This window comes from Campylobacter sp. RM12637 (assembly GCF_020137645.1).
GTDB lineage: Bacteria > Campylobacterota > Campylobacteria > Campylobacterales > Campylobacteraceae > Campylobacter_E.
On the sequence record NZ_JACGAV010000001.1, the window covers coordinates 70,573 to 93,560 of the forward strand.

A 22,988-nucleotide genomic window follows, 5' to 3' on the forward strand; every position below is an offset into this window, starting at 1 on the left:
AAAAGATTAGCAAGACTTTTAAGCCTTGCTAATAAGGTTTATACATTAAATCTAAAGTGCATTATATCGCCGTCAATTACTTCGTAATCTTTACCTTCTAAGCGTAATTTACCTGCTTCTTTAGCTTTTGCTTCGCCACCACAATTTACGAAATCATCATAGCTAATTACTTCAGCCTTGATAAAGCCTTTTTCAAAATCATTATGAATTACACTTGCAGCCTTAGGAGCTTTATAACCTTTATGAATAGTCCAAGACCTAACTTCTTTAACCCCACAAGTAAAATAAGAAATCAAATTAAGCTTAGCAAAACTTGTCCTAATAATAGCTGCTAAACCACTTTCATTTACGCCTAATTCTTTTAAAAACTCATTAGCTTCAGCTTCGTCCATTCCAACCAAATCTTCTTCAAGCTTAGCACATAATTTTAAAACACTATGATTTGATTTGGCTGCATATTCACGCACCTTTTTTACATAATCATTATCATCTAATAATTCATCTTCGCTTACATTAACGCCATAAATTACTTCTTTAGCACTAAGTAATCTTAATTCTTTATTTAAAGTTATAAAAGCTTCGCTATCACGATTTGCATATTCACTAGCTAATTTGCCATCTTCTAGGTGTTTTAATAAATCCTGTGCTAATTCAAGGCATTCTTTAGCACCTTTAAGATTTGCTCTTGCTTCTTTGCTAAGTCTATCAAGCTTTTTATTAAGTTGTTCAATATCAGCTAAGATTAATTCAAGATTTATGATTTCTATATCTCTTAATGGGTCAACCCCACCTTCAACATGAGTGATATTTTCATCATCAAAACATCTTACTATATGTAAAATCAAATCAGTTTCACGAATATTTGCTAAGAATTTATTCCCTAAACCTTCGCCTTTGCTAGCACCCTTTACAAGACCTGCAATATCTACAAATTCTATCATTGAGTGCATTATTCTTTCAGGATTTACTATATTTGCTAAGACTTTTAATCTCTCATCAGGCACTTCAACAATAGCTTTATTTGGCTCAATGGTGCAAAATGGATAATTTGCTGCTTGAGCGTTTGCTGCCTTTGTTAAAGCATTAAAAGTCGTACTTTTACCAACATTAGGAAGTCCAACAATACCTACGCTAAGGCTCATTTTGCACTCCTTGCCATTCTAAGTAAGTTTATAATATTCATTCTAACTCCAGCTGCACTTGCTCCATAAGCATTCTCGCCCCACACTTTTTCTACATAGGCAGGTCCAGCAATGTCTAAATGCAACCATTTGTCTTTATATTCTTTTCTAATAAACTCGCCTAAGAACATTCCTGCACTAATTGCTCCACCATATCTTGAGCTACCTGTATTGCTAACATCAGCTATTTTACTTTTGATAAGCTCTTTAATGTGTGGATTAAAGTGTAAAACGCAAGTATATTCGCCACTTCTTTTTGAATTATTATAAAACTCGTTTTGCAAGTCTTCATTATATCCCATAATACCACTTGTATATTCGCTAAGCCCAACCACACAAGCACCCGTTAAAGTAGCTAAATCTATTAATAAATCAGGCTTTAAATCTTGAGCAAAACTCAAGCAATCTGCTAAAACCAATCTTCCTTCAGCATCAGTATTTCTTACTTCTATACTTACACCTTCTCTTGAAATTAATACATCATCAGGCATATATGATTTTTCGCTTATGCAGTTTTGTGCTGCACCTATAATTCCGTGTATTTCATAAGGTAGTTTTAACATACTAGCTGCTTTTAAAATACCTAAAACAGCAGCTGCACCACTCTTATCAGCTTTCATAGTTAGCATATAATCAGCTGGTTTAAGACTTAGCCCACCTGTATCATATACAAGTCCTTTTCCTACATAAACTATTTTTTTAATAGCGTTTTGTGGTTTATAAGCTAAGTGGATTAATTTTGCAGGATAACTACTTGCACGATTTACTGCTAAAAATGCGTTCATTCCTTCTTTTTGTAAATAATCATCGCTATAAACATTGCATTCTAAATCAAATTCTTTAGCTAATTTTAAAGCGTCTTTTTCAAAACTAAGTTGATTATAAGTGCTTGGAATTTCATTTACTATATTTTTTACATCTTCACAAGCATTTGCTAATACTTTACCTAGCTCAACGCCTTGTTGAATATCATCGTTTTGTTGTGTTTCAAGGCTTATTAATTCTATTTTAGAATTCTTAGGCTCTTTATGATATTTGTTAAACTCATATAAAGATGAAATAACAGCATAAATATGAGCATAAGCACTATAAAACTCACAACCAAGATTAATAAATTCAAGGCTAATGCTTTTTATATTTAAGTTCTTAATGCTCTTAATAGCACTACCTAAACTAGCTATAAAACTAGCATAAGTTAATTCATCGTTTAAGCCAACATAAAGCGTTCTTTTAGCTAGGTTGCAAATCGCTCCAACTCCTTTATAATCATTTATTTCAAAAAATTCTTTATCATCAAATCTACTTAAATCTTTGTTTTGTATCAAACAAACTTTAAAATCAGTATTTTTTTCATTAAATACTACTTTCATTTTTTTTACCTTTCTTACTTAATAATTTATTTTCTAAACTTTTAAAAGCATATAAAATTAAGCATAAAAATCCTACAACTAAAATTCCTGCCAAATACCAATGGTCTTTCGCCCAATTAATAATCTCCCATATATGCTCGCCAAAAATATACACTATAAAAATAGTAATAGCAGCCCATACTTGAGCTGAAATAAAATTAATTATTGCAAATTTCTTTGCACTATAATTAGTAAGCCCTATACTCATAGGAATAACGGTTCTAAAACCATACATATAGCGTTGAATAAATATTATAGGCCAGCCGTATTTTTGAAGTAAAATCTGTGCTACTGCAAATTTTCGCCTTTGTGTTTTTAGCTTTTTTCTAATATAGCTTTTTGAGTATCTTCCTATATAAAAATATATCTGATCGCCCAAAAATCCCCCACAACCTGCTATAAATGTGATAAGTCCTATATGAATATGTTCTCCGTGAGCTGCAAGTCCTGCTAGTATTAATGCAGTTTCGCCTTCTAGCGTGCACCATAAAAATATAATAATACTAGCAATTACGATTTTATCTCTAAATAAGGAAGTTAAAACCCCCTCAGGGTCAGCAAAAAAGGAATTTATAAAATTAATTATCATATCCATTGCTAATCCTTTAAAATGCAATAAATATCATCACAATGCTCTTTTAAAGCTTTATATCCACCGATATTTATATCTATTAAAAAACAACTCTTAATCTCTTTAGCACCTACTAATTTTAATAATTTCATACAAGCAATGCTAGTGCCACCCGTTGCTAATAAATCATCCATAAAAAGAACTTTTACATCTTTTTTGCCTAAAAATGCGTCCTTTTTCATCTCTATTTTATCTTTGCCGTATTCTAAATCATATTCAATACTTAATAGCTCTCCTGGGAGTTTGTTTTTCTTTCTAATTGGAACAAAAGGGATATTTAAAATAGCTCCTAATGCAGCTGCAAAAATAAAGCCACGACTTTCAGCTCCTACTAAAAAATCAAATTCTTCATCTTTATATTTATCTTTTAAGTGATTTATTAAAACTTGCCAACCTTCTTTATCTGCTAAAAGCGTGGTAATATCTGCAAATACAATTCCTTCTTTTGGGTAGTTTGGATATCTTTTTATCTTCTCATTTAATAATTTTTCTATATTCATATTAATCCTTATAATAAGCTTTCAATTTTTGCTTCTAATTCTTTGATTTTTGTGTTTAATTTATTATTTTCTAAGCGATATTGAGAATTTCTTGTCCTAAGGCTTGTTAATTCACTTTTTACCTTATCTAATTCTTCATTTAATACATCTATATTTCCTAAAGAGCGTTGAAGTTGTGTTTGTAGCTTTCTCATAACCACTTCTGTATCATCAAAATTAGTTTTTAAAAACTCTTTTGAGGCTCTTTCTTTATTAAGTAACGATTTATAATAATAAGTCATCACTAAAAAATAAATACATATACAAACTAAAGCAGTAATAACCATCCAAATAAATAACATTTATTGCCCTAATTTTTTTACTCTATTTTCGTGTCTTCCACCAAGAAATGAGGTGTTTATAAAGGTTATGATTAATTTTTTTGCAAGTTCAAAATCAACAAATCTAGCGCCTAAAGATATAACATTAGCGTCATTATGCTCTCTTGCCAATCTTGCATAATCTTCGCAATGACAAAGTGCTGCACGAATATGTTTATGACGATTTGCCGCTATGCTAATTCCTATACCACTTCCGCAAATAATAACACCTATTGCATTTGTATCGTTTTTAAGCTCATTTGCTAATTTATTAGCATAATCAGGATAATCCACACTATCATCACTATCACAACCAAGATTTATACATTCGTATTCTTTACTAAAGTATTCAATCAAACTAAACTTTAACTTAGTTGCTGCGTGGTCGTTTGCAAAATAAATTCTCATATTTTTCCTTAATATAAAATAATTTTAGTTTAATATTTAAGAGTTAATTAATAATACGCTCTTGCTTCTCGTTTTAAATCTCTTTCTTTGATTGCTTGACGCTTGTCGTGAAGATTTTTTCCTTTTGCTAAAGCTAGAGTTCCTTTCAAAATCCCACGCTTAAAATAACAATTTAGTATTACTAAAGTAAATCCATCTGTGCTGATTTTACCTATTAATTTATCAATTTCTGCACGATGAAGCAATAATTTCCTAGCTCTTCTATCTTCGTGAGTGAAGTATTTATTCGCCGTATTCATATGACCTATGTGGCTATCAAGTAGCCAAGCTTCACCTTTGATTATCCTTACAAAAGAATCTTTTAAATTGATTTTGCCGTGTCTTACAGCTACAACTTCGCTACCTAATAAGGCAAAACCACATTCATAAGTATCAATTATGCTATATTCAAATCTTGCTTTTTTATTCTCTGCAACGCTTTTCATTATTATCCTTAAAATGAGTATATAAGACCGATTTTAGCGTAATTTTGATTAGCAATTAAACTTAAACGATAATTTTTATAATCAAAATAAGTATTAAGATTTATATGTTTTTTATCAGCACTAATTTTTATACCAAAATTATCAAAATCCTTTAAATAACCTATGTTTAAGCCATAATTATTAGCCCCTATAAAAAAACCTTCATAATAATACCCTAAGAAAAAATTAGCAAAAACCCTAGCCTTTTTATATCTAATTCCTAATTCAAATTCATAGCTAATCTTTTCGTATTCGCTAATTTTTATAGGGCTTATATAATTTTTATTAAAGTTTAATATATTTAAACTATGAGATAATTTATCATTTAGACTAAGAATACTTATCTCAAAATCAAGGCTATTTTTTTTATCATATTCATAAAACAATCCTACTTTATGAAAGTTCTTTTTATAATCAGTATTAAGCGATACAAAACGAATTGGAATTAGGCTTGATTTAAGATTAACACCATAGTTTTTGGCATACATACTTAAAGCTGATGAGCAATTTTTATGCAAAAATGTATAAGTATCATAAATCTCATCTTCGTAAAATAAAGCTGATAGATTGGCTTCTTGGCTATCATCTAAATTAAGCGGATAGCATTTTACTTGTCTTTCATCATCTTCATAAAACTTAATTAATTTATCCTTAGGCAAAATTTGCATAATGCCTTCTACTCCAAAAAGTGCTGATAAATTATCTTTAATATTTAAATTACTATTTAGATTAAAACTAGCCGCTTTATTGTTATAAGCTAAAAATATATGCCCAAACATAGTATCAAGTCGCTTGTAGCTATCACTTACATAACAAACACTAATATCACTTGCTCTTAAAAAAATACTAATAATTAATAAAAATACAAATTTCATCTTATTATTTTACTTTTTTTGTTAGCATAAAAGGTAAAAAAAGGAGAAAAAATGGAAATAATTGAACTATTCAAAAATGTCAAATATCCTAATTTTCAAAAGGATATTGTAAGTTTTGGTTTTGTAAAAAGGTGCGAATTAGCAGGAGATATTATCCTAATGGATATTGAAATTCCAGCTGCAAGTGTAGAAATAGCAAATGCTATTAGAAATGAATGTGAAGCAATAGCTAGAAATAATCATTATAAACTTGAGCTTAAAATCATTCAACCAAAATTAGAAGAGCCAGAAGTAAAAAGACCAAAAATCAAAAATCTAGCTCCACAAATTAAGCATTTTGTGATGATTAGTAGTGGAAAAGGTGGAGTTGGCAAAAGCACAACTACTCTAAATCTAGCATTATCACTTGCAAAACTTGGTAAAAAAGTAGGAGTGCTAGATGCTGATATATATGGTCCTAATATGCCAAGAATGCTTGGTGCTGAAAACGAAAAACCTGTAGTAGTAGGCAATAAAATCCGTCCTGTTAAAGCTTATGGAATTGAGTTTATGAGTATGGGAATTTTAATTGAAGAAGGACAAGGATTAATGTGGAGAGGCTCTATGGTTATGAAAGCGATTGAGCAACTTTTATGCGATGTGTTATGGAGTGAGCTTGATGTATTATTACTTGATATGCCTCCAGGAACAGGTGATGCACAAATTACTCTAGCTCAAAGCGTGCCTGTTAGTGCGGGAGTTTGCGTTAGCACCCCACAAGCAGTAAGCCTTGATGATAGTAAAAGAGCTTTAGATATGTTTAATAAATTAAATATACCTGTAGCTGGTGTGATTGAGAATATGAGTGGTTTTATTTGTCCTAATTGCGATGTTGAGCATGAGATTTTTGGTAAAGGTGGAGCGCTTAATTTAGCTCATGAATATGATTGCTCTGTTTTAGCTTGTATTCCTATTGATTTATCAATTAGAACGGGTGGAGATAGTGGTAAGCCTATTTCTATGTGTGAGCCAAATTCAATAGTAGCAAAAAGATATGAAGAAGCTGCATTTAAATTAATTGAGTTTTTAAACACTACTAAAGCTGATAATTCTAGTATTCAACCAACGACAAACACTCCAGCTTGTCATTAATAAAAAGAAGGGTTTTTAAACCCTTCTTAAAATTACTTAGCATTTGTAAATTCTAAACTGAACTTACCACCATGTAAATCACTTGTATTATTAAGATTAATTACTTCTTTAATGTATTGCTTTTTAGCATTATCAGGTGTTAGTGTGATAGTTACTTCGCCTGTTTTTGGATTTTTAGAAAAGCTTGAGCCATATTCAGCATTAAATGATAATTCATTAATAATAGCACCAGCGTCTTTATAATATAAAGAACTCTTTAAAGGTATTTTTGTTCTTTCGTTTTTCTTATTTAAATAATAAAGCTCTAAATCTGTTGTAGGATTTAAAGTAATTTTGTCAGTATTTGTTACTTTATTATCTTTATAAGTAACATTAGTAAAGATAAATGAGTATTCATTAGCTAAATTAGTGCTAGCTCCATCTAAAGAAACTTTTGATGATTTTAATAATGAAAACTCAGCAACACTTGGCTTAGCTAAACTTGCATTAGTATCTATTGTTTTATTATCTGGAGTTTTTTTGTATTTAGTGTAAGCTAATTCTAAATCTACAGATATTTTATCTTTTGGTGCAGCAAATCCAGCTATAACAGCATTAATGTTATTTGTTTTTGTATCATTATATAAATCTTCTAATTTTTTATCAAAATCTTTATTTAACTTATCTTTTGTAACGATAACTCTATCTACTAGAATTTGATTTGCACCATTAATTGTGGTATTAAAGCTTTTATCCGTATAATTTTCATCAATATTTACTAAATATCTATCTTTAGCTTGTTTATCAGTATTATCAAAATTTAATTCATACTCAAGATTATGGTCTTTGCTAAATTTATGATATACATAATTTAAGCTATTTGTATCCTTAGCACCTAAATTATTAAATACATAATAAATCTTTAAGCTATTATTATCGCCTACTTCACTCTTAAAGAATGTTTTTTCATCTGTAAAGGCATTGTTTATTATAGGAGTTCTTAAAACATATTCCTTAGTGCTAGCAAAATTAATACTTATAGCACTTTTACTATCAATTAAACAACCTACTTTTCCATATTCATCTACTTTATTATTGACAGCATTTGCATTACATAAACCTTTAATACTATCTGGTTTTGTGAATTTACCTTCATATAATTTAAGTTTTGCATCAGTTGATAATGGGAAATTTACAACTGCGTCATTGATTTTATAGGTATTATTATTGTCTTTTACAAACGCAACTTCATTGCTATCAGATATAGTATTTTTATTAGTTGCATTTAAACTAAAATCATAATTTTTACCTTGACTATCTTCTACACTTAAAGTAGTTTTTGTTAAAGCAAATTCTTCATTTGTTACTATTAGCTTATCATCAGCATCTTTTAATCCTGCATTAAATACTGCTACTTTTCCACCCGCAAGAGCATTTTCTCCAGCTGTAAATGTAGTGCTTGTAGTGTATTCAACTAAAGCAGGTCTTAAACTAAAATCATTAGTGCAATTTCTAGCTTTAACAGGCACTTCAATTAGGCTTTTAGCGTCTTTATTGTTATTATTTTTATTGATTTCTTCTTGAACTTGAGATTTAGAATATATTGTATAGCATACTTTATATCTACCTACTTTTAAATCATCAATTCTAACAACGCCATTATAAAACGGATAAGCACCACTAAATCCTGTTTGAGTAAATATTGGATTACCTACTAAATAATCATTTTCGTGACTAATATTAACTTTACTTGTTCCATTATCATAATAAGTAAGGTCAGCTGATTTAATTATTTTATTAGTATTTGTATCTATTACATCAAAAGTTACAAAATTATCAATATTATTTAATTTATTTGATGATTTTGCACTTTTTATACCTAAATAAACAGGTTTTCCAGCTATTCTAGTATTTGCAGTCGTAGGATTAAAACCTGTGCTAGTGCTGTTTAATACAGGCATTTTATCAGGGTCTTGTTTATTCCAAATAGAACCAAAATCTACATTACTAGCATTAAAATTAATATCACTAATAATTACATAGAACTTACCTGATGATTTAGCATTAATAATAGTATTTGAATTGGTTTCAAAAAATGGTCTATCATCAGCATAAAAACCTCTATCAAGTGTAAGTTCTAATAGTATTGATTCACCAGATTTATACTTAATTGCATCTAATAACCCTTCATCAACTCTTAATGCCATAACATCAGTTGTGTATTCACTTGAAAAATAGCCATTCTTTTCACTATCTTCGCTAATTACTCTAAAGCCACCATCAGTTTTGCTTAATTTATAAGTTTTGTATTTAAAATCTTTAAATTTAAATTTCATATTAGAGCAGTTTTTACCACTACTTATATCGCATTCTTGTTTATTTTCAAAGCCTAATCTATTAAAGTCTAAATCAACGCCTTCGTATGTAAATGATAATTGAGCATTATTATTTACTCCGTATTTAAGCTCTGTTACAACATAAAATTCTTTATCATTAAAGCTACTTGGTAAATTTTCAACTTTTGCTTTTCTAGGAACTAAATTTTTATCAATTTCAGTAGTTTTAGCTCCATCAGCGTCAGGATAAAAATGTAAATAATATCTAGCACCAATTTTGCCATTTGAAGAATTGCCGTATTTTTTCGCATCATCATATCTAAAACTTGTAGGTCTAGTATTTAAAGTAAATATATGCTCTTCACCAGAAGTTGCTCTAGTATAAATATTGCTTCTATCTATTGAGTAATTAGCGATTGCATATTTACCATCTAAACTACTTATATAGTTTTGTAAAAACTCATTAGCTGGTTTATTCCATAATAATTTGCTAGATTGCATAGCTTCAAACTTTGCATAACCATTTTGATTTTTACTTCCATAATATTGTAAATTAATAAAATAACATTTTCCTATCTTATTATTATTACCAAAAGCATTAGAATTATTAATACCTTGATCTAAATTCTTATTAAAAAAAGGAAACACATTATCTTTATTATTAAACTCATTAGTTCCATATAAGCTTATATTTTTTAAAGTAATTGCTTCAGTTATTTTTCTTAGATTATAAGTTTGATAATACAAATCTCTTTTATAGCCTTCTGGATAATGTCTAACATAGGTATCATCCCCTCTAAATTCTGCAGAACCATAAAGGTCTCCACTAATTCCAAAAGGAACTACTTGACCATATTCATTTTTTATTCCACCATATTGAGCCGCACCTGTTTTCATATCGTAAACATGGTCACTAGCAGTAGAAGCTCTAAATTGATAACCTAAACCCCATAAAGAATGGAAAAATCTAACATATTTTCCATGAGCGCTTAAACTATTCCAATCACTAGAACCACAACCTTTACCATTTTTAAAATTACGATTATCCCAATGATAAATCTGATTACACCAAGCACCTCTATCTTTGCCACCTGATATTGTTCTTTGAGCTAAAAGAGCCCAACTTTGATACATATGAGAGCGTTTTGAGCCTGTTCCTGGTATCATTTGTCCATTTTGTATGCCTAGATTTTGATTTACGAAGTTTTTAAAATCATTAGGAAAAGAACTCATATTAATATTATCGCTTAGATAAAAACTAAATGGATTGTATTCTTTTTGATTGTTAGCAACTACTAATAATCTACCTGTAGTATTTACGCCAAAATCCTTATATGATTCTTGATAATTTCCTAAACTATATTGATATATAGTAGTATCATATTTAATACTTGGGCTTATCTTGTCTTTTGAAACATATAATCCTGTATCAAGATTAGCTTTATTAATATTTGCAATAAAATCACTAGCATTTGGAATTTTATTTGTTCCTAAATCATTACTACCATCAACCATACAATACACATTATCTCTATAATTTGCATTATCTGCTTCAGGATTTCCGCTACCATCTTTATAACTATACACTTGCATTAAAGAAGCGCAATCATAATAAGCCCAAGCATCACTACCAGGTCTTCCGTGAAGACAACCAATGATTGCATTATCACGACCATAGTTATAAAAGTCTTGTATTAATTCAAGTTTAGTATGTGCAGCACCATACGCATTATCAACATTTCCAATAAAAATACCTTTAATTTTATTTTCTGTTGTTACCATACTCCCGTGCAATACACTTATCGCACATAGGGATAGAAATATCGTTTTTTTCATATTTTCTCCTAAAATAAAAAAAGTATATTTATTTTACATAAAACTTATCAATTAATGCTATAAATTATAAAAATATTTCAATTTAAGGAAAAATAATGTTTAAAGACTATTTATGCTTAGGTGTGATAGGAAATGTTCCTAATCATTTAAATCAAGCTAACGAAGCTAAAGATTTTACTGAATTACATACAAGTGATTTTGCACCTAAAGGTGTGTTTCCATTCTACTCTAAAGATAGTGATAAAGAATATTTAAAGAGATTTTGTATTAGTGAAAATGAGCTTATTTTAGATGGAGATTTTGTTCAAATTGAGCCTGAATTATGTGTAATTTTTAAAGCTTTTTATGAAAATGATAAACTAAGTGATTTAAAACCACAATTTTATGCAGCGTTTAATGACGCTAGTAAAAGAGTAAATGAAAATAAAATATCTTCTAAAAAGAACTTCTCAACTGCTAGTAAAGGTATTGGGAATTTAGTTCCTTTAAATAATCTTGATGAATTAAATGATTATAAAATCCACTGCTATTTAAAAAGAGATAATGAGATAATAAAATACGCAAACGAAGATTATATAAAAAATTATTTTTATTATTCAAATACATTAATCACTTGGCTAATTGATACTATAAATAATCAAATAGACATAGCAACCCTTGAAGATATAAGACCTTTAATAGCTAGTAAGCCTGCAAATTTATTGATATGTTTAGGTGCTTTATCTTATACTCCTTTTGGAGAAAAACACTATTTAAAAAATAATGATGAAATCTTTGTAGCTATTTCTAAAAATGATGAATTTATAAATGTTAAAGATGGCTCTTGCCTTCATCAAATAGTAAAAAGCAATAATTCTAGTAAATAATTTACTAGAATTTATCTTCTAACTTATCGTAACTTTCTTTTAATTGCAACATTATTAAGCATTTTTCAAGGTCTTTAAAATGCGTTGTATCATCTAAGAGCAAAAAGCATTTTTTTAATAATTCTTTATGTTCTTCATAATCATCGCTTACTAATTTTGCAGCTATACTAAAAGCATTTATTAAACTATTTTTAGTGTTAATTTCTAATAAAATATAAGCAAAATCAATATATCTTAAATCATTATAAGAAATCTTATTTGAGCTTTTTAGACAAAAAATCTCTTCATTTATTATGCTAAATCCTTCAATATTTACTATACTAATTTGCTTTTCTTTGCACTCATTACAAATTATTTCAAATATCTTTTGCTTTTGCATTAAATATTCTTTAAATATTCTTTAATTCTAGCCTTGCACTCATTTGCTAAGCTTTTTGGCTCAAGAATTTTAATATGTGGAATCCACTTAAAAACTAGCCTAATAATCTCATCTTCATAACTTGTTTCTGTTTCTATTATGATTTTGTCTAAATGGCTTGAAATTATTCTTTGATTTTTTAATATTGCTCTTTTTAAAAAATATTCTTTAGCAACACAATCTAATTCTAAAATAACATTTGTAATATTATTTGATATAAAACTACTTGAATTATTGTTAATTAGCTCTTGTGTGCTTTCATTTGGGATAAATTCTTCTTGTGTGATTAATAAATTTTTGATTTTATATAAAGTAAAGCTTTTAAGTTCAGCTTCTTCACAAGCTAATAAATACCAAATATCTTGATGATTTACTAATTTATAAGGCATTAGAATTCTTTCTTTTGCATTATAAGTTATTTTAATTTTTACCTTATTTAAAATCGCATTAGTTAAGCTCTCATAAACACTACTAATATCATCAATTTCGTTATTTTTAATATTAGTAATTGGTAGTTCTTTTTGAGTAAAAAGATTGTTTAAAAACTCATCGCTAAGCCTTGTTGGAAGCATAGTAATATCAAATATTTTTATAAGTTTTCTAATCTCTTCGTGATTGCTTTTGATATAAGCTTTATCTAAACTATAATCCCCATTTCTTCTAGCAATTATTGGTAATTTTGATAATCTTTCATTAATATCACGCTGAATAGTCTTAGCATTTACTCCAAATTCTTCAGCTAAATCGTGCTTATTTAATATCTCTTCATTATAAAGTCTTACTAATATTTGAGCTATTCTATATGATGGTTTTTGCATTTTCATCCTCGTTATTTCTTAATTGCCCGCACGCTGCACTAATATCAAGACCTTTGCTTTGTCTAATGGTAGCATTTTGTCCGTGTGCTTGTAAATAATCTCTAAAAGCAATTACTTTTTCTTCACTTGGGCGTTTATAGATACTGCCTTCGTGTGGGTTAAAATAAATTAAATTTATCTTAGCTTTTATTCCGTGTAGTAATTTTACTAAAGCCTTTGCGTGGCTTAAATCATCATTAATCCCACCTAAACATAAATATTCAAATAACACTCTTTTTCTAGCATCTATTGGGAAATTCCTTACCGCATTTAAAACGCTTTCAATATTATAAGCCTTATTAATAGGCATTAATTCATCTCTTAAAGTATCATTTACAGCGTGAAGCGAAATTGCAAGTAATACACCTAAATTCATCTTGCCTAATTCTTCAATTTGCTTTGCAAGACCGCTTGTTGAGATTGTTTGACGGCGTGGTGATATTGCTAGAGTATCATTATGAGAAAAGATTTTAATAGCCTTGCTAACTGCTTTTAAATTATCAAGTGGCTCTCCCATACCCATAAAAACTATATTAATACCTTGCTCATAAGGGATTTTTGCGTATTTTTTGATAAATAATACTTGAGCTACGATTTCAGCTGTGCTAAGATTTCTAATAAGCCCACTTTTACCCGTTAAACAAAAGGCGCAACCACTTTTGCAACCTACTTGGCTACTTATACAAATAGTGTATTTTGCACTTTTTTTCACACCATTTTCTATTCTTTCTTTTTTCATAGGTAGCAAAACACTTTCTATTGTGTGATTATCGTGCAAGGAAAATAAGAATTTAATACTCCCATCAATGCTTGTTTGAGCTATTTTTAAGCTAAGTGGCATAATGTTAAATTCATTTTTTAATTGTTCTCTTAGAGCTTTTGATAAACTTGTAGCTTCGCTAAAATCATTTATATATTTTTGATATACAAATTTTGCTAATTCATTATTTAGATATTTTGGACTAAGGTTATATTCTTCTGGTAAAAAATCTAATAATTCTTTCATAAAAGTCCTTTGTTTTCTAAGTAATTTTCTAGTATTTCATTAGCTTTTGCTATGTTTTTTATATATTCTTCGTGTGCGAATTCATCACAATAATTAGTCGCTACTAAAATTGCACTAGCTGGGATTTTATAATAATTAGCAGTCGCAAAAAAACTAAAACACTCCATATTTTCGCCTAATATCCCGTATTTTTCATTCATTTTCTTAGCGTATTCGTAATTTTTACAAATATAATTAGAAGAATTTAAATTAGAAACTTCATTAGTTTTCATAGGGGTATAAACTAAATCATCTAACATAGCTAATTCAATATTTACAGCACTTTTAAACTCATTTACGCTAAAAAGCTCAATTTCTTTAGTATAAAGCCCCATTGAACCTATAAAAATCAATCTTTTTGGCTGCTTTTTAAGTATTAATTCGCTAAGTTTTATAGCGCAATTACTACCTAATCCAATAGGCTCTGCGTAATCATAAATCTCACTTATTCCTGCACTAACTATCATACAGATAACTCTTTAAAATCTTTTATTCTTTTTAAATCTAATTCTATAAATTGTTTGCTTTTTGTAATAAGCAAACTACTTATATAATATTTATCATATTTTGTATATATATCAAATCCATATTTAAATACAAGTTGATTAAGACTTATTGTTTGAGTGCTTCTTACCATTTTGCGTTGTTGAAATTCATCTATTTTATAGTTTAAATATTCACCAATTTTTTTATTTTGACCATAACAAACAAACAATAATTCTGACATATTTTTCCATACACCTAATGCTAAAAATAATTTTTTATCCATAAATGCTTTTGCTTTTTCATATGTGGTATCGTTAAATGTAGCAGTAATTGCTTTAGATGAAATACTAGCAGTTTTTACTTCTAAAAATATATCCTTATAAAGTGATTTTTTACAATCAAAACCGTGCTTATCTATATTTACTAACTCATAACCCAATTGTATACCTGTAAAGCTATCATGAAATTCATTTAGTAACGTATCAATATCTGTTTTATTATATTTTTCTTGAATTTTACTCATCTCATATCCTATTTGTAGAGTATCTAATATAAAATCTTTATTAATATTTTGAAAATTTCCCTTATTAAAAATATCTAAATCAGTATTATTCATAGTCAATCCTTTCGTAGTCAATTTGTAGTTTATTTTTTTCTAAATATTTTTTTATTCTATAAAATAATATATTATCAATACTAGGATAAATTTTTAATTTTTTGCATATTTTATAAGATTTTGATTTTTCGTTTACTTTTTCTTTATTTTGTACTAAAATATAATAAATATTCTTATTTTTTTGTTTGTTTAATTCATACACTGCTTGTGCAGTTGTACCTGAACCTGCGTAAAAATCTAATACTATATCATTTGTATTTGTTGTAATATCTATTAACATTTTAATCATTGAAACAGCTTTTGGGTTTTCAAAAACATCTCTTAAACCAAGATTATTTAAGTCGTTACTACCTTGTCTAGAATAAAAATTTAACTTACTGACTATATTATCTGTAGCCTCATCAATGTAGTGTTTAGCATAAGGGCGGTTGTTTTTATATACTAATTTATTTTCATTATATAAAGAAATAAATTTTTCATCACTAACCCAACCACGTGTTTTTAATGGATTTAAAAATAATCCAATTTTTTGTATGTTTACTTTTCTTGGATTAGAAGGGGTTGATAAATCTTTTGCAAAATATATATTACCATCTTCATCTACATTACTATAATTTTTAACCCAATTCATATTATCTTTAGCTGCTATATTTTTTATTAGGTTTTTTAATTCCTTAGATGCTTCTTCCTGACCATCTTTTATAAAAATATTTTTAATTTCTTTTATTAAAAATTGAATATAGACATTTTGTTCTGGTATTTCTACACGCAAAATTTTATGTAATTTTGCCTTAGATTTATCTTTAGCATACATTAAAATATATTCATGTATGATATTAATAAATTTAGCATTACTTCTCATTGCTTGGTTTGTAATAAAAGTACCAATATAATTTTTTTTACCAAAAATTTTATCACACTCTAATTTTAAATTTGCATATTCATAATCATCAATACTTATACAAATAATACCAGTATCATTTAATAATTCTTTTGATAATTTAAGCCTTGGAACTATATGTTCAGTCCAATCAATATAATTATCGTTATATGTTTTAATTGTATTTGTATTATATGGCGGATCAATATAAATAAATTGAATATTGTTTTTAAAATTTTGAAAATACTTTGAATTTAACACTTTCAAATTATCGCCTATAAAAATTTTATTATTCACAATATTAGCCTTTAATTTTATTTATAATACTTTTTGCATCAAGCCCTAAGCTTTGCATAACTTCATTTGTATTTCCGTGAGTTATAAACTCATCTTCGTATTCATAAGATATTAATTTAATGTCTAAATCATATTCTTTTAAAAAGCTAGAAATTATAGAATTTAATCCGCCTATTTTTGCACTTTCGCTAAAAATATGCCATTCTTTTGAACTCTTAGCAAGATTTAATAAAAACTCTTTATCAAGTGGTTTAGCAAATACTAAATCAATTACATTTGCATTGATTTCTTCACTAACTGCTAAAGCTTTTGCAACGCCTTCTCCAAAACCTAAAAAGCTTATATTAGAATTTACATTTTTAATAAAATGAGTTTTTAAACTTGGCTCATAGCTCTCATCTAAAGCAAAACTTCCCCTTGGATAGCGAATAGCAATTAGCCCAACTTTACTTGTAGCGTATTCAAGCAATAATTTAAAACTTTTAGCATTCGTTGGAGCACAAATTTTAAAATTAGGTATGCAAGATATATATGAAATATCAAAAGCTCCTTGATGAGTTTTGCCATCATTTCCTACAATCCCTGCACGATCAAGTGCAAAAACCATATTAAGATTAAGTATCGCACAATCGTGAATTAAACTATCATAAGCTCTTTGCAAAAAAGTTGAATAAATAGCTACAACAGGCATAAAACCACATTTACTCATAGCAGCCATTGAAGTTACTGCGTGAGCTTCTGCTATTCCTACATCATAAAATCTATTAGGATATTTTGCTATTAATTTATCAATTCCTGTGCCACTTGGCATAGCTGCACTAAGACCTACTATTTTTTCATTTTTACTTGCTAGTTCATCTAAAATATCACTAAAAATTGCCGTTGCACTAGGTTTTTTTGAACTACTTAAACTCTTACCTGTTTTTATATCAAAAGCCCCAACTCCGTGCCAACTACCCTCATCATTTAAAGAATACTCATAACCATAGCCTTTGATTGTTTGAATATGCAATAATACAGGCTTTTTAAGACTTTTTGCTAGATTTAATGCAGTTATTAAATCAGCGATATTATGCCCATCAATTGGGCCAATATATTCAAGCCCTAATTCTTCAAAAAACATTCCAGCAGGAGTGATTAATTTAAATCCATCTTCAAATCTTTTTGCAGTATATCTAGCACCTTCAGGCAAGTATTCAAGCATTGCTTCAACGCCTTTTTTAAATTTTTGATAAATTGGACTTGATAAACTTTTTGATAAAAATCTTGAAACCGCACCAATAGGCTTACTAATACTCATTTTATTATCATTTAAGATAATAATACTTGGATATTTTCTATCTCCTAATTCATTTAAAGCCTCATAAGCTAATCCACAGCCCATAGCCCCATCACCAATAATAGCAATTGGAATTGCATCTTTTTTATTAAGACTAAAAGCCTTTGCAACCCCCGTTGCAAGAGATATTGAAGTAGATGAATGCCCTGCTATAAAAAAATCATACTCGCTCTCATTTGGCTCGGTATAACCACTAATTCCATTAAATTGTCTTAGATTTTCTAAATTCCTATTTGTTAATATTTTATGTGCGTAGCATTGATGAGATACATCAAAAATTAAAGGATTTTCCTTTATATCAAATAAATGATGAAGAACAACGCTTAGTTCAACCACGCCTAAATTAGACGATAAATGACCGCCGTTTTTGCTAACTTGCTCAATGATTGTAGCTCTTATATCACTACATAATTCTTTTAATTCGTTTTCATTAAGGCTTTTGATATTTTCAATTTTACGCTTCATCTAATATCATACTCCTTGCTTGTGCTAATCTTTCTTTTAAGTTAATTTGAGTATTTAATGTATCTGAATTAATAATCAAACAACCCTTATTAATAGCATCATCAGCTAAGATTTCAATCCTATTTGAACTTAATTCTTTATTTAAATAATCAAAATCCTTAGGATTTACACTGATTTTAATCTTAATGCTTTTATCAATTCCTTGCATTATCGTATTTGCATAAGCTAGAGCAATTTTTGCTGAACTTGTTTCTAGCTCTTTATTTACTACTTCTTTAGCTATTAAATAAGCAGCTTCGTTTAAATCGCTTTTTGTTTTTTCACAAAAATCACTTAATTCTTGGCATTTATTTTCAAGCTTTTTAATACTATTTGATACATTTATACTAAGCTCGTTTATTTTATCTTCATTTTGAGATTTACCTGCGTTTAAACCTTCTTCATAAGCGTTTTTTTTAGCTATTTCAATCTCATTTAAAAGTCTTTTTTCAAATTCTTCTTCTTGTTTTTCAAGTTTCATTTGAAGTTTTACTACATTATCGCTTAAAGTTTCCATTTTTTTAAGCATTTCTTCATTGATTGGATTTGGTGGCGGTGGTGGTGGCGGAGTAATTTCTTTAATTATTACAGGCTCTTCTTTTATTTCTTGTGGAGTTTCAATAACTTCACTAAGCTGCTCTTCACTTGTATCAGTATCAAATGAGCTTAGAATTTTAAATTTATAATTTTGAATATGATGCTCTTTGGCTTTATTATCAATAATAGTTTTCATCATTCTATCATCTCATCACTTTCGCCTAATTGTATTACTCCACTTTCATTAAGCTTTTGAACAACTTCAACGATTTTTCTTTGTGCTTCTTCTACATCTTTTACCCTAACAGCACCTAAAAATCCCATTTCTTCATTAAAACTCTCTGCTGCTCTTTGGCTCATATTAGATAAAAACATACCTTTTAAATCTTCCGTGCTTCCTTTTAAAGCTATCATTAAATCTTTTTTATCAGCTACTTTTAATATCTCTCTAATTGCTGTTGTGCCTAATTTAGTAATATCATCAAAAGTAAACATCATATCTTTAATAGTAGTTGCAAGTTTTTCATCAGTTTGCTCTAAATATGCAATAGTTGATTTGCTTGATTTTTGACCTAGACGATTAAGCACTTCAGCAACTGCTCTAGTCCCTCCAACTTCAACTTTATAAGATGTAAGAGATTGTAATTTACTCTCTAAAACGGTTGAAACTCTTTTAATAATACTTGGGCTAATATCACCTAAAGTAGCAATTCTATGGATTACTTCACTTCTTAAATTATCTTCAAAAAACTCTAAAGTCTCAGCTGCTCTAGTAGGCTCCATATGTGCAATAATTAAAGCTATTGTTTGTGGATATTCATTTACGATAAAGTCAGCTAATTGTTGAGGTTTAATATTGCTAAGATAAGAAAATGCTTGATTTCCATCTAAAGTTTTTGCTAATTTTGATAAGATTTTTTCAGCTTCTTCAATCCCATAAGTATTGTATAAAATCTCTTTAGCAAATTCCAAACCACCATTTTTAATATACTGATTTGACTTAAGTAAAGCGTGAAATTCTTCTAATACAGCAGTAGCTACTGCTCTATCGACTTGCTTTGCACTTGCAATATATTTTGTGATTTCAATTACCATATCTGTATCAAGATTTGAAAATATTAGTGTGCTTGGCTCTTCTCCCATTAGAACCAAAAATATTGCAATTTTTTCTAAAATACTTAAATCATTATATAAGCTTTTTTGTTCGTTGCTTAAATTTGCCATTACATTTCCTTTTGAGATTGATTAAATTCAGCATCGTTTTTTAATAAACTTTTAAATAGCATAGCAACCTCATCACTTTTTTCTGTGCTAATAGTTTTTAATTTTTCAAGTAAAATATCATATTGTAATTCATCTTCACTAAATCCAGCGTCAATTCCAAGTTGTTCTTCAACTCTTTTTTTAGCTTGTTGGTATTTTTCTATCGCATCTTCTTCATCATCAGCACCCTCTTCACGCCTAATTTCTTCTAATTCTTCAGGTGTAAATACCTTATCCTCAAGCATTTTCTTAATAAACGGAGATATAACCTTTTTATAAAATATAAACATTAACACCATAGCAAAAATATATTTTGCAGGTGGAATAAACGGCATTATATAGCTTTCTAAGAAATTAGTAATTTTAATTGATGGTGGAACTGGAGCTTTAATATTATTAAATCTAATATTATCAACACTAACGCTATCTCCTCTAGTATCATTAAATCCTATTGCGTTTTTTACTAAACCTTGTAATTTTTTAAGCTCATCATCGCTAATTGCTACATATTTTACTTCGCCATTTTCATCAATTTCGTATTTTCCATCTACTACTACTGCTGCACTAATTCTATTTAAGGTTGCAAATTGACCTTTGATAGTTGTAATTTTTTTAGATATTTCATAATTAATTGTGCTTTGATTTTTGCTATAACTTTCTTTATTTTCTCCATCTTCAATGCCTTGAACTGGTCCAATATTTGATATTGCTCCTGGCACTCCGCCTACTTCTTTGCCTTTTTTGCCTTCTTTTTTCTCTTCTAAACTTTGCTCACTTCTAGCGACTGAATTTGGGTCAAATACTTCACTTTGACTATTTGCCTTATCAAAATTAAAATCAGCATTAACTCTAGCGACAACTCTATCCCAACCACCAAGAACAGGTGCTAAAACATTTATAATCTTTTGCTCTAATGAATTTTCATATTCTTTTTTATAATTTATTTGTGCGTTTAATTCATCTACATCAAGCCCTACTTCATCAGCACCTAAATTAACCCCATTTTGGTCAATTATCTTAACATTTTCAACACTTAAACTAGCAACAGATGAAGCAACAAGATTTTTAATCCCTAAAACTTGTTTTTGACCTAATTTCATACCCATTTTGATATTTAAAACTACTGAAGCTGTTGGCGGCTCTTTTTCTTTTACAAACAAAGATTCTTTACCAAAAGCAATATGAACTGCGGCTTTATTAATAGGATTTAGGCTCTCAATAGTTCTTGATAATTCACCTTCTAAAGCTCTTTTAAACTTGATTTTTTGCTCTTCATCAGTAGCTCCAAATTCTTGTTTATCAAAAATCTCAAAACCTACTTTATTATCCTTTAAAATTCCAGCACTTGCCACTTCTAAACGCTGCTTATAAACATCAGCACTTGGAACTAAAATGGTGCTTTCATCTTTTAAAATATAATTTATTTGATTTTTTTCTAATATTGATACAACTGCAGCTGAGTTTTTAGTATCTAATTCATCAAATAAAACAGAATATCCAGAGTAGTTTTTATTATTACCAGAATTATATACAAGTAAAAAAACTATAAAAGCAACGGTTGCAATAATAGCTGCTAATATAGTTAGTTTTTGTTTTTTTTCTAAACCTGAATAGAACTTGCCTATTCCTTGTAAAAATTGCTTAATCATTTATCATTCTTTAAATATGAGCCAAGCCATTTTATATTTGTTTTATTTTTTAAGATTTTTTGCACATTCAAATCATCAATATGTCCGTCAAAATCAATAAAAAAACTATATTCAAATTCTTTTTTCTTTAAAGGTCTTGATTCAATTTTAGTTAAGTTGATATTTGCTTCTTTAAACTCATTAAGCAAATCAACTAAAGCACCTGCTTTATGTGCTGTATTTGCTAGAATTGATGTTTTAGAATTGCTTGATTTTTCGCAAGAATGTTTGCTAAGCACTAAAAATCTAGTTTTATTTGCCTTATTATCTTCAATACACTCAAACATTAAAGGCAAATCACTTAGTTTTGCTGCAATTTTTGAGCAAATTGCAGCAGAGTTTGGCGTATCTTTTGCTAATTTTGCAGCAGCGGCTGTGCTTTTTGTAGGGACAAACTCAATGTCTAAAATATTATGAGCTTCTAAGAATTTTTTACACTGATTATAGCCTTGTGGATGAGAAAAAATCACTTTAATATCTCTTATATCATCAGTTGTGCTTGCGAATGAATGATGAATATCTAAATAATTTTCAGCAAAAATCAAAATATCATCGTATTTTGCAAGACAATCAAGAGTAGCTCCAACCCCACCTTCTGTATTGTTTTCTATAGGAACTACTGCATAAGATACTTCATCGTTATTTAAACTAACAAAAACATCTTCAATAGTAGCAATCTCAATATATTCACTAAGCGCTCCAAACCACAATCTTGCTGCTTGATGAGTATAAGTGCCAATTGGACCTAAAAACGCAACTCTTTGTGGTAATTCAAGATTTCTTGAAATTGCAAAAATCTCTTGATAAATTGCTTTAATTGCATCTTTTTCTAATAAGCCTTTGCTATTTTCACTTAGTCTATTTATTATCTCATTTTCTCTTACAGGACGATAAATTGGACTACCTTCATTATGCTTTAAAATACCAACTTGCTTTACAAATTCCATTCTTTGATTTAATAATTTAATTATTTCATCATCAATTTTATTTATATTTTGTCTAATTTCTTCTAAATTCATAATA

22 protein-coding genes are annotated in these 22,988 nt (G+C 28.5%); 2 read left to right on the top strand and 20 right to left on the bottom strand.

What is annotated here, in order from left to right; all coding sequences use genetic code 11:
• Positions 1-38: 38 nt before the first annotated feature.
• From ychF to AVBRAN12637_RS00365, 8 genes are read right to left on the bottom strand one after another with little or no spacing between them, the layout of a single operon-like run.
• The gene (ychF, locus tag AVBRAN12637_RS00330) at positions 39-1,142 is read right to left on the bottom strand and encodes a redox-regulated ATPase YchF (RefSeq protein ID WP_214119875.1); all 1,104 of its coding nucleotides are present in this window, start codon (positions 1,140-1,142) and stop codon (positions 39-41) included.
• Positions 1,139-2,551 carry a leucyl aminopeptidase gene (locus tag AVBRAN12637_RS00335; protein WP_214115784.1) on the bottom strand — a complete coding sequence of 471 codons (1,413 nt, stop codon included), beginning with the start codon at positions 2,549-2,551 and terminating at the stop codon, positions 1,139-1,141. Before AVBRAN12637_RS00335 ends, ychF begins: the two co-directional genes overlap by 4 nt.
• Positions 2,535-3,185, bottom strand: a complete 651-nt coding sequence (locus AVBRAN12637_RS00340) for a DedA family protein (protein ID WP_250325095.1) — start codon at positions 3,183-3,185, stop codon at positions 2,535-2,537. The genes AVBRAN12637_RS00335 and AVBRAN12637_RS00340 overlap by 17 nt, the downstream gene beginning before the upstream one ends.
• A 2-nt stretch (positions 3,186-3,187) precedes the next feature.
• Entirely contained in the window at positions 3,188-3,721 is a 534-nt protein-coding gene (apt, locus tag AVBRAN12637_RS00345; RefSeq protein WP_336608436.1) for an adenine phosphoribosyltransferase, read from the bottom strand.
• 8 nt (positions 3,722-3,729) lie between these two features.
• Entirely contained in the window at positions 3,730-4,062 is a 333-nt protein-coding gene (locus tag AVBRAN12637_RS00350; RefSeq protein ID WP_214115786.1) for a hypothetical protein, read from the bottom strand.
• On the bottom strand, positions 4,063-4,488 hold the full coding sequence (locus AVBRAN12637_RS00355; protein WP_336615145.1) for an RpiB/LacA/LacB family sugar-phosphate isomerase: 426 nt from the start codon (positions 4,486-4,488) through the stop codon (positions 4,063-4,065).
• Between the two features lie 47 nt (positions 4,489-4,535).
• A complete protein-coding gene (gene smpB / locus AVBRAN12637_RS00360) occupies positions 4,536-4,973 on the bottom strand; it encodes an SsrA-binding protein SmpB (protein ID WP_214115787.1) in 438 nt (145 codons plus the stop codon).
• A gap of 8 nt (positions 4,974-4,981) precedes the next feature.
• Entirely contained in the window at positions 4,982-5,887 is a 906-nt protein-coding gene (locus AVBRAN12637_RS00365; protein WP_214149759.1) for a lipoprotein N-acyltransferase Lnb domain-containing protein, read from the bottom strand.
• A gap of 51 nt (positions 5,888-5,938) precedes the next feature.
• Here AVBRAN12637_RS00365 and AVBRAN12637_RS00370 point away from each other — a divergent pair, with 51 nt between their 5' ends.
• Positions 5,939-7,018, top strand: coding sequence for an Mrp/NBP35 family ATP-binding protein (locus AVBRAN12637_RS00370; protein ID WP_214119878.1), 1,080 nt, complete (start codon positions 5,939-5,941; stop codon positions 7,016-7,018).
• A gap of 32 nt (positions 7,019-7,050) precedes the next feature.
• Here the strand turns inward: AVBRAN12637_RS00370 and AVBRAN12637_RS00375 are convergent, their stop codons facing one another.
• Complete coding sequence (locus tag AVBRAN12637_RS00375; RefSeq protein ID WP_336615146.1) at positions 7,051-11,169, bottom strand: hypothetical protein; 4,119 nt, start codon at positions 11,167-11,169, stop codon at positions 7,051-7,053.
• A gap of 95 nt (positions 11,170-11,264) precedes the next feature.
• On the opposite strand from AVBRAN12637_RS00375, the gene AVBRAN12637_RS00380 reads away from it, so the two are divergent.
• Positions 11,265-12,035 carry a DUF5718 family protein gene (locus tag AVBRAN12637_RS00380; protein WP_214115791.1) on the top strand — a complete coding sequence of 257 codons (771 nt, stop codon included), beginning with the start codon at positions 11,265-11,267 and terminating at the stop codon, positions 12,033-12,035.
• A gap of 4 nt (positions 12,036-12,039) precedes the next feature.
• On the opposite strand, the gene AVBRAN12637_RS00385 is transcribed toward AVBRAN12637_RS00380, so the two are convergent.
• Genes AVBRAN12637_RS00385 through pheA form a run of 11 tightly spaced genes read right to left on the bottom strand, consistent with a single transcriptional unit; the run spans position 12,040 to position 22,987 of the window.
• Complete coding sequence (locus tag AVBRAN12637_RS00385) at positions 12,040-12,414, bottom strand: hypothetical protein (protein ID WP_214115792.1); 375 nt, start codon at positions 12,412-12,414, stop codon at positions 12,040-12,042.
• A complete protein-coding gene (locus AVBRAN12637_RS00390; RefSeq protein WP_214115793.1) occupies positions 12,414-13,271 on the bottom strand; it encodes a helix-turn-helix transcriptional regulator in 858 nt (285 codons plus the stop codon). Before AVBRAN12637_RS00390 ends, AVBRAN12637_RS00385 begins: the two co-directional genes overlap by 1 nt.
• A complete protein-coding gene (gene rlmN, locus AVBRAN12637_RS00395) occupies positions 13,252-14,316 on the bottom strand; it encodes a 23S rRNA (adenine(2503)-C(2))-methyltransferase RlmN (protein WP_214115794.1) in 1,065 nt (354 codons plus the stop codon). The genes AVBRAN12637_RS00390 and rlmN overlap by 20 nt, the downstream gene beginning before the upstream one ends.
• On the bottom strand, positions 14,313-14,822 hold the full coding sequence (locus AVBRAN12637_RS00400; protein WP_214115795.1) for a phosphorylase family protein: 510 nt from the start codon (positions 14,820-14,822) through the stop codon (positions 14,313-14,315). Before AVBRAN12637_RS00400 ends, rlmN begins: the two co-directional genes overlap by 4 nt.
• A complete protein-coding gene (locus AVBRAN12637_RS00405; RefSeq protein WP_336615147.1) occupies positions 14,819-15,457 on the bottom strand; it encodes a hypothetical protein in 639 nt (212 codons plus the stop codon). The genes AVBRAN12637_RS00400 and AVBRAN12637_RS00405 overlap by 4 nt, the downstream gene beginning before the upstream one ends.
• A complete protein-coding gene (locus AVBRAN12637_RS00410; RefSeq protein WP_336615148.1) occupies positions 15,450-16,634 on the bottom strand; it encodes a site-specific DNA-methyltransferase in 1,185 nt (394 codons plus the stop codon). The genes AVBRAN12637_RS00405 and AVBRAN12637_RS00410 overlap by 8 nt, the downstream gene beginning before the upstream one ends.
• A gap of 4 nt (positions 16,635-16,638) precedes the next feature.
• Positions 16,639-18,438, bottom strand: a complete 1,800-nt coding sequence (gene dxs / locus AVBRAN12637_RS00415) for a 1-deoxy-D-xylulose-5-phosphate synthase (RefSeq protein ID WP_336615149.1) — start codon at positions 18,436-18,438, stop codon at positions 16,639-16,641.
• Positions 18,428-19,213, bottom strand: coding sequence for a FliH/SctL family protein (locus AVBRAN12637_RS00420; RefSeq protein ID WP_214115797.1), 786 nt, complete (start codon positions 19,211-19,213; stop codon positions 18,428-18,430). Before AVBRAN12637_RS00420 ends, dxs begins: the two co-directional genes overlap by 11 nt.
• On the bottom strand, positions 19,210-20,238 hold the full coding sequence (gene fliG, locus AVBRAN12637_RS00425; protein WP_214115798.1) for a flagellar motor switch protein FliG: 1,029 nt from the start codon (positions 20,236-20,238) through the stop codon (positions 19,210-19,212). The genes AVBRAN12637_RS00420 and fliG overlap by 4 nt, the downstream gene beginning before the upstream one ends.
• A complete protein-coding gene (fliF, locus tag AVBRAN12637_RS00430) occupies positions 20,238-21,926 on the bottom strand; it encodes a flagellar basal-body MS-ring/collar protein FliF (protein ID WP_336615150.1) in 1,689 nt (562 codons plus the stop codon). The genes fliG and fliF overlap by 1 nt, the downstream gene beginning before the upstream one ends.
• Positions 21,923-22,987 (bottom strand): prephenate dehydratase, encoded by a 1,065-nt coding sequence (pheA, locus tag AVBRAN12637_RS00435; RefSeq protein WP_214116008.1) that lies wholly within the window; start codon positions 22,985-22,987, stop codon positions 21,923-21,925. Before pheA ends, fliF begins: the two co-directional genes overlap by 4 nt.
• Position 22,988 lies beyond the last annotated feature (1 nt).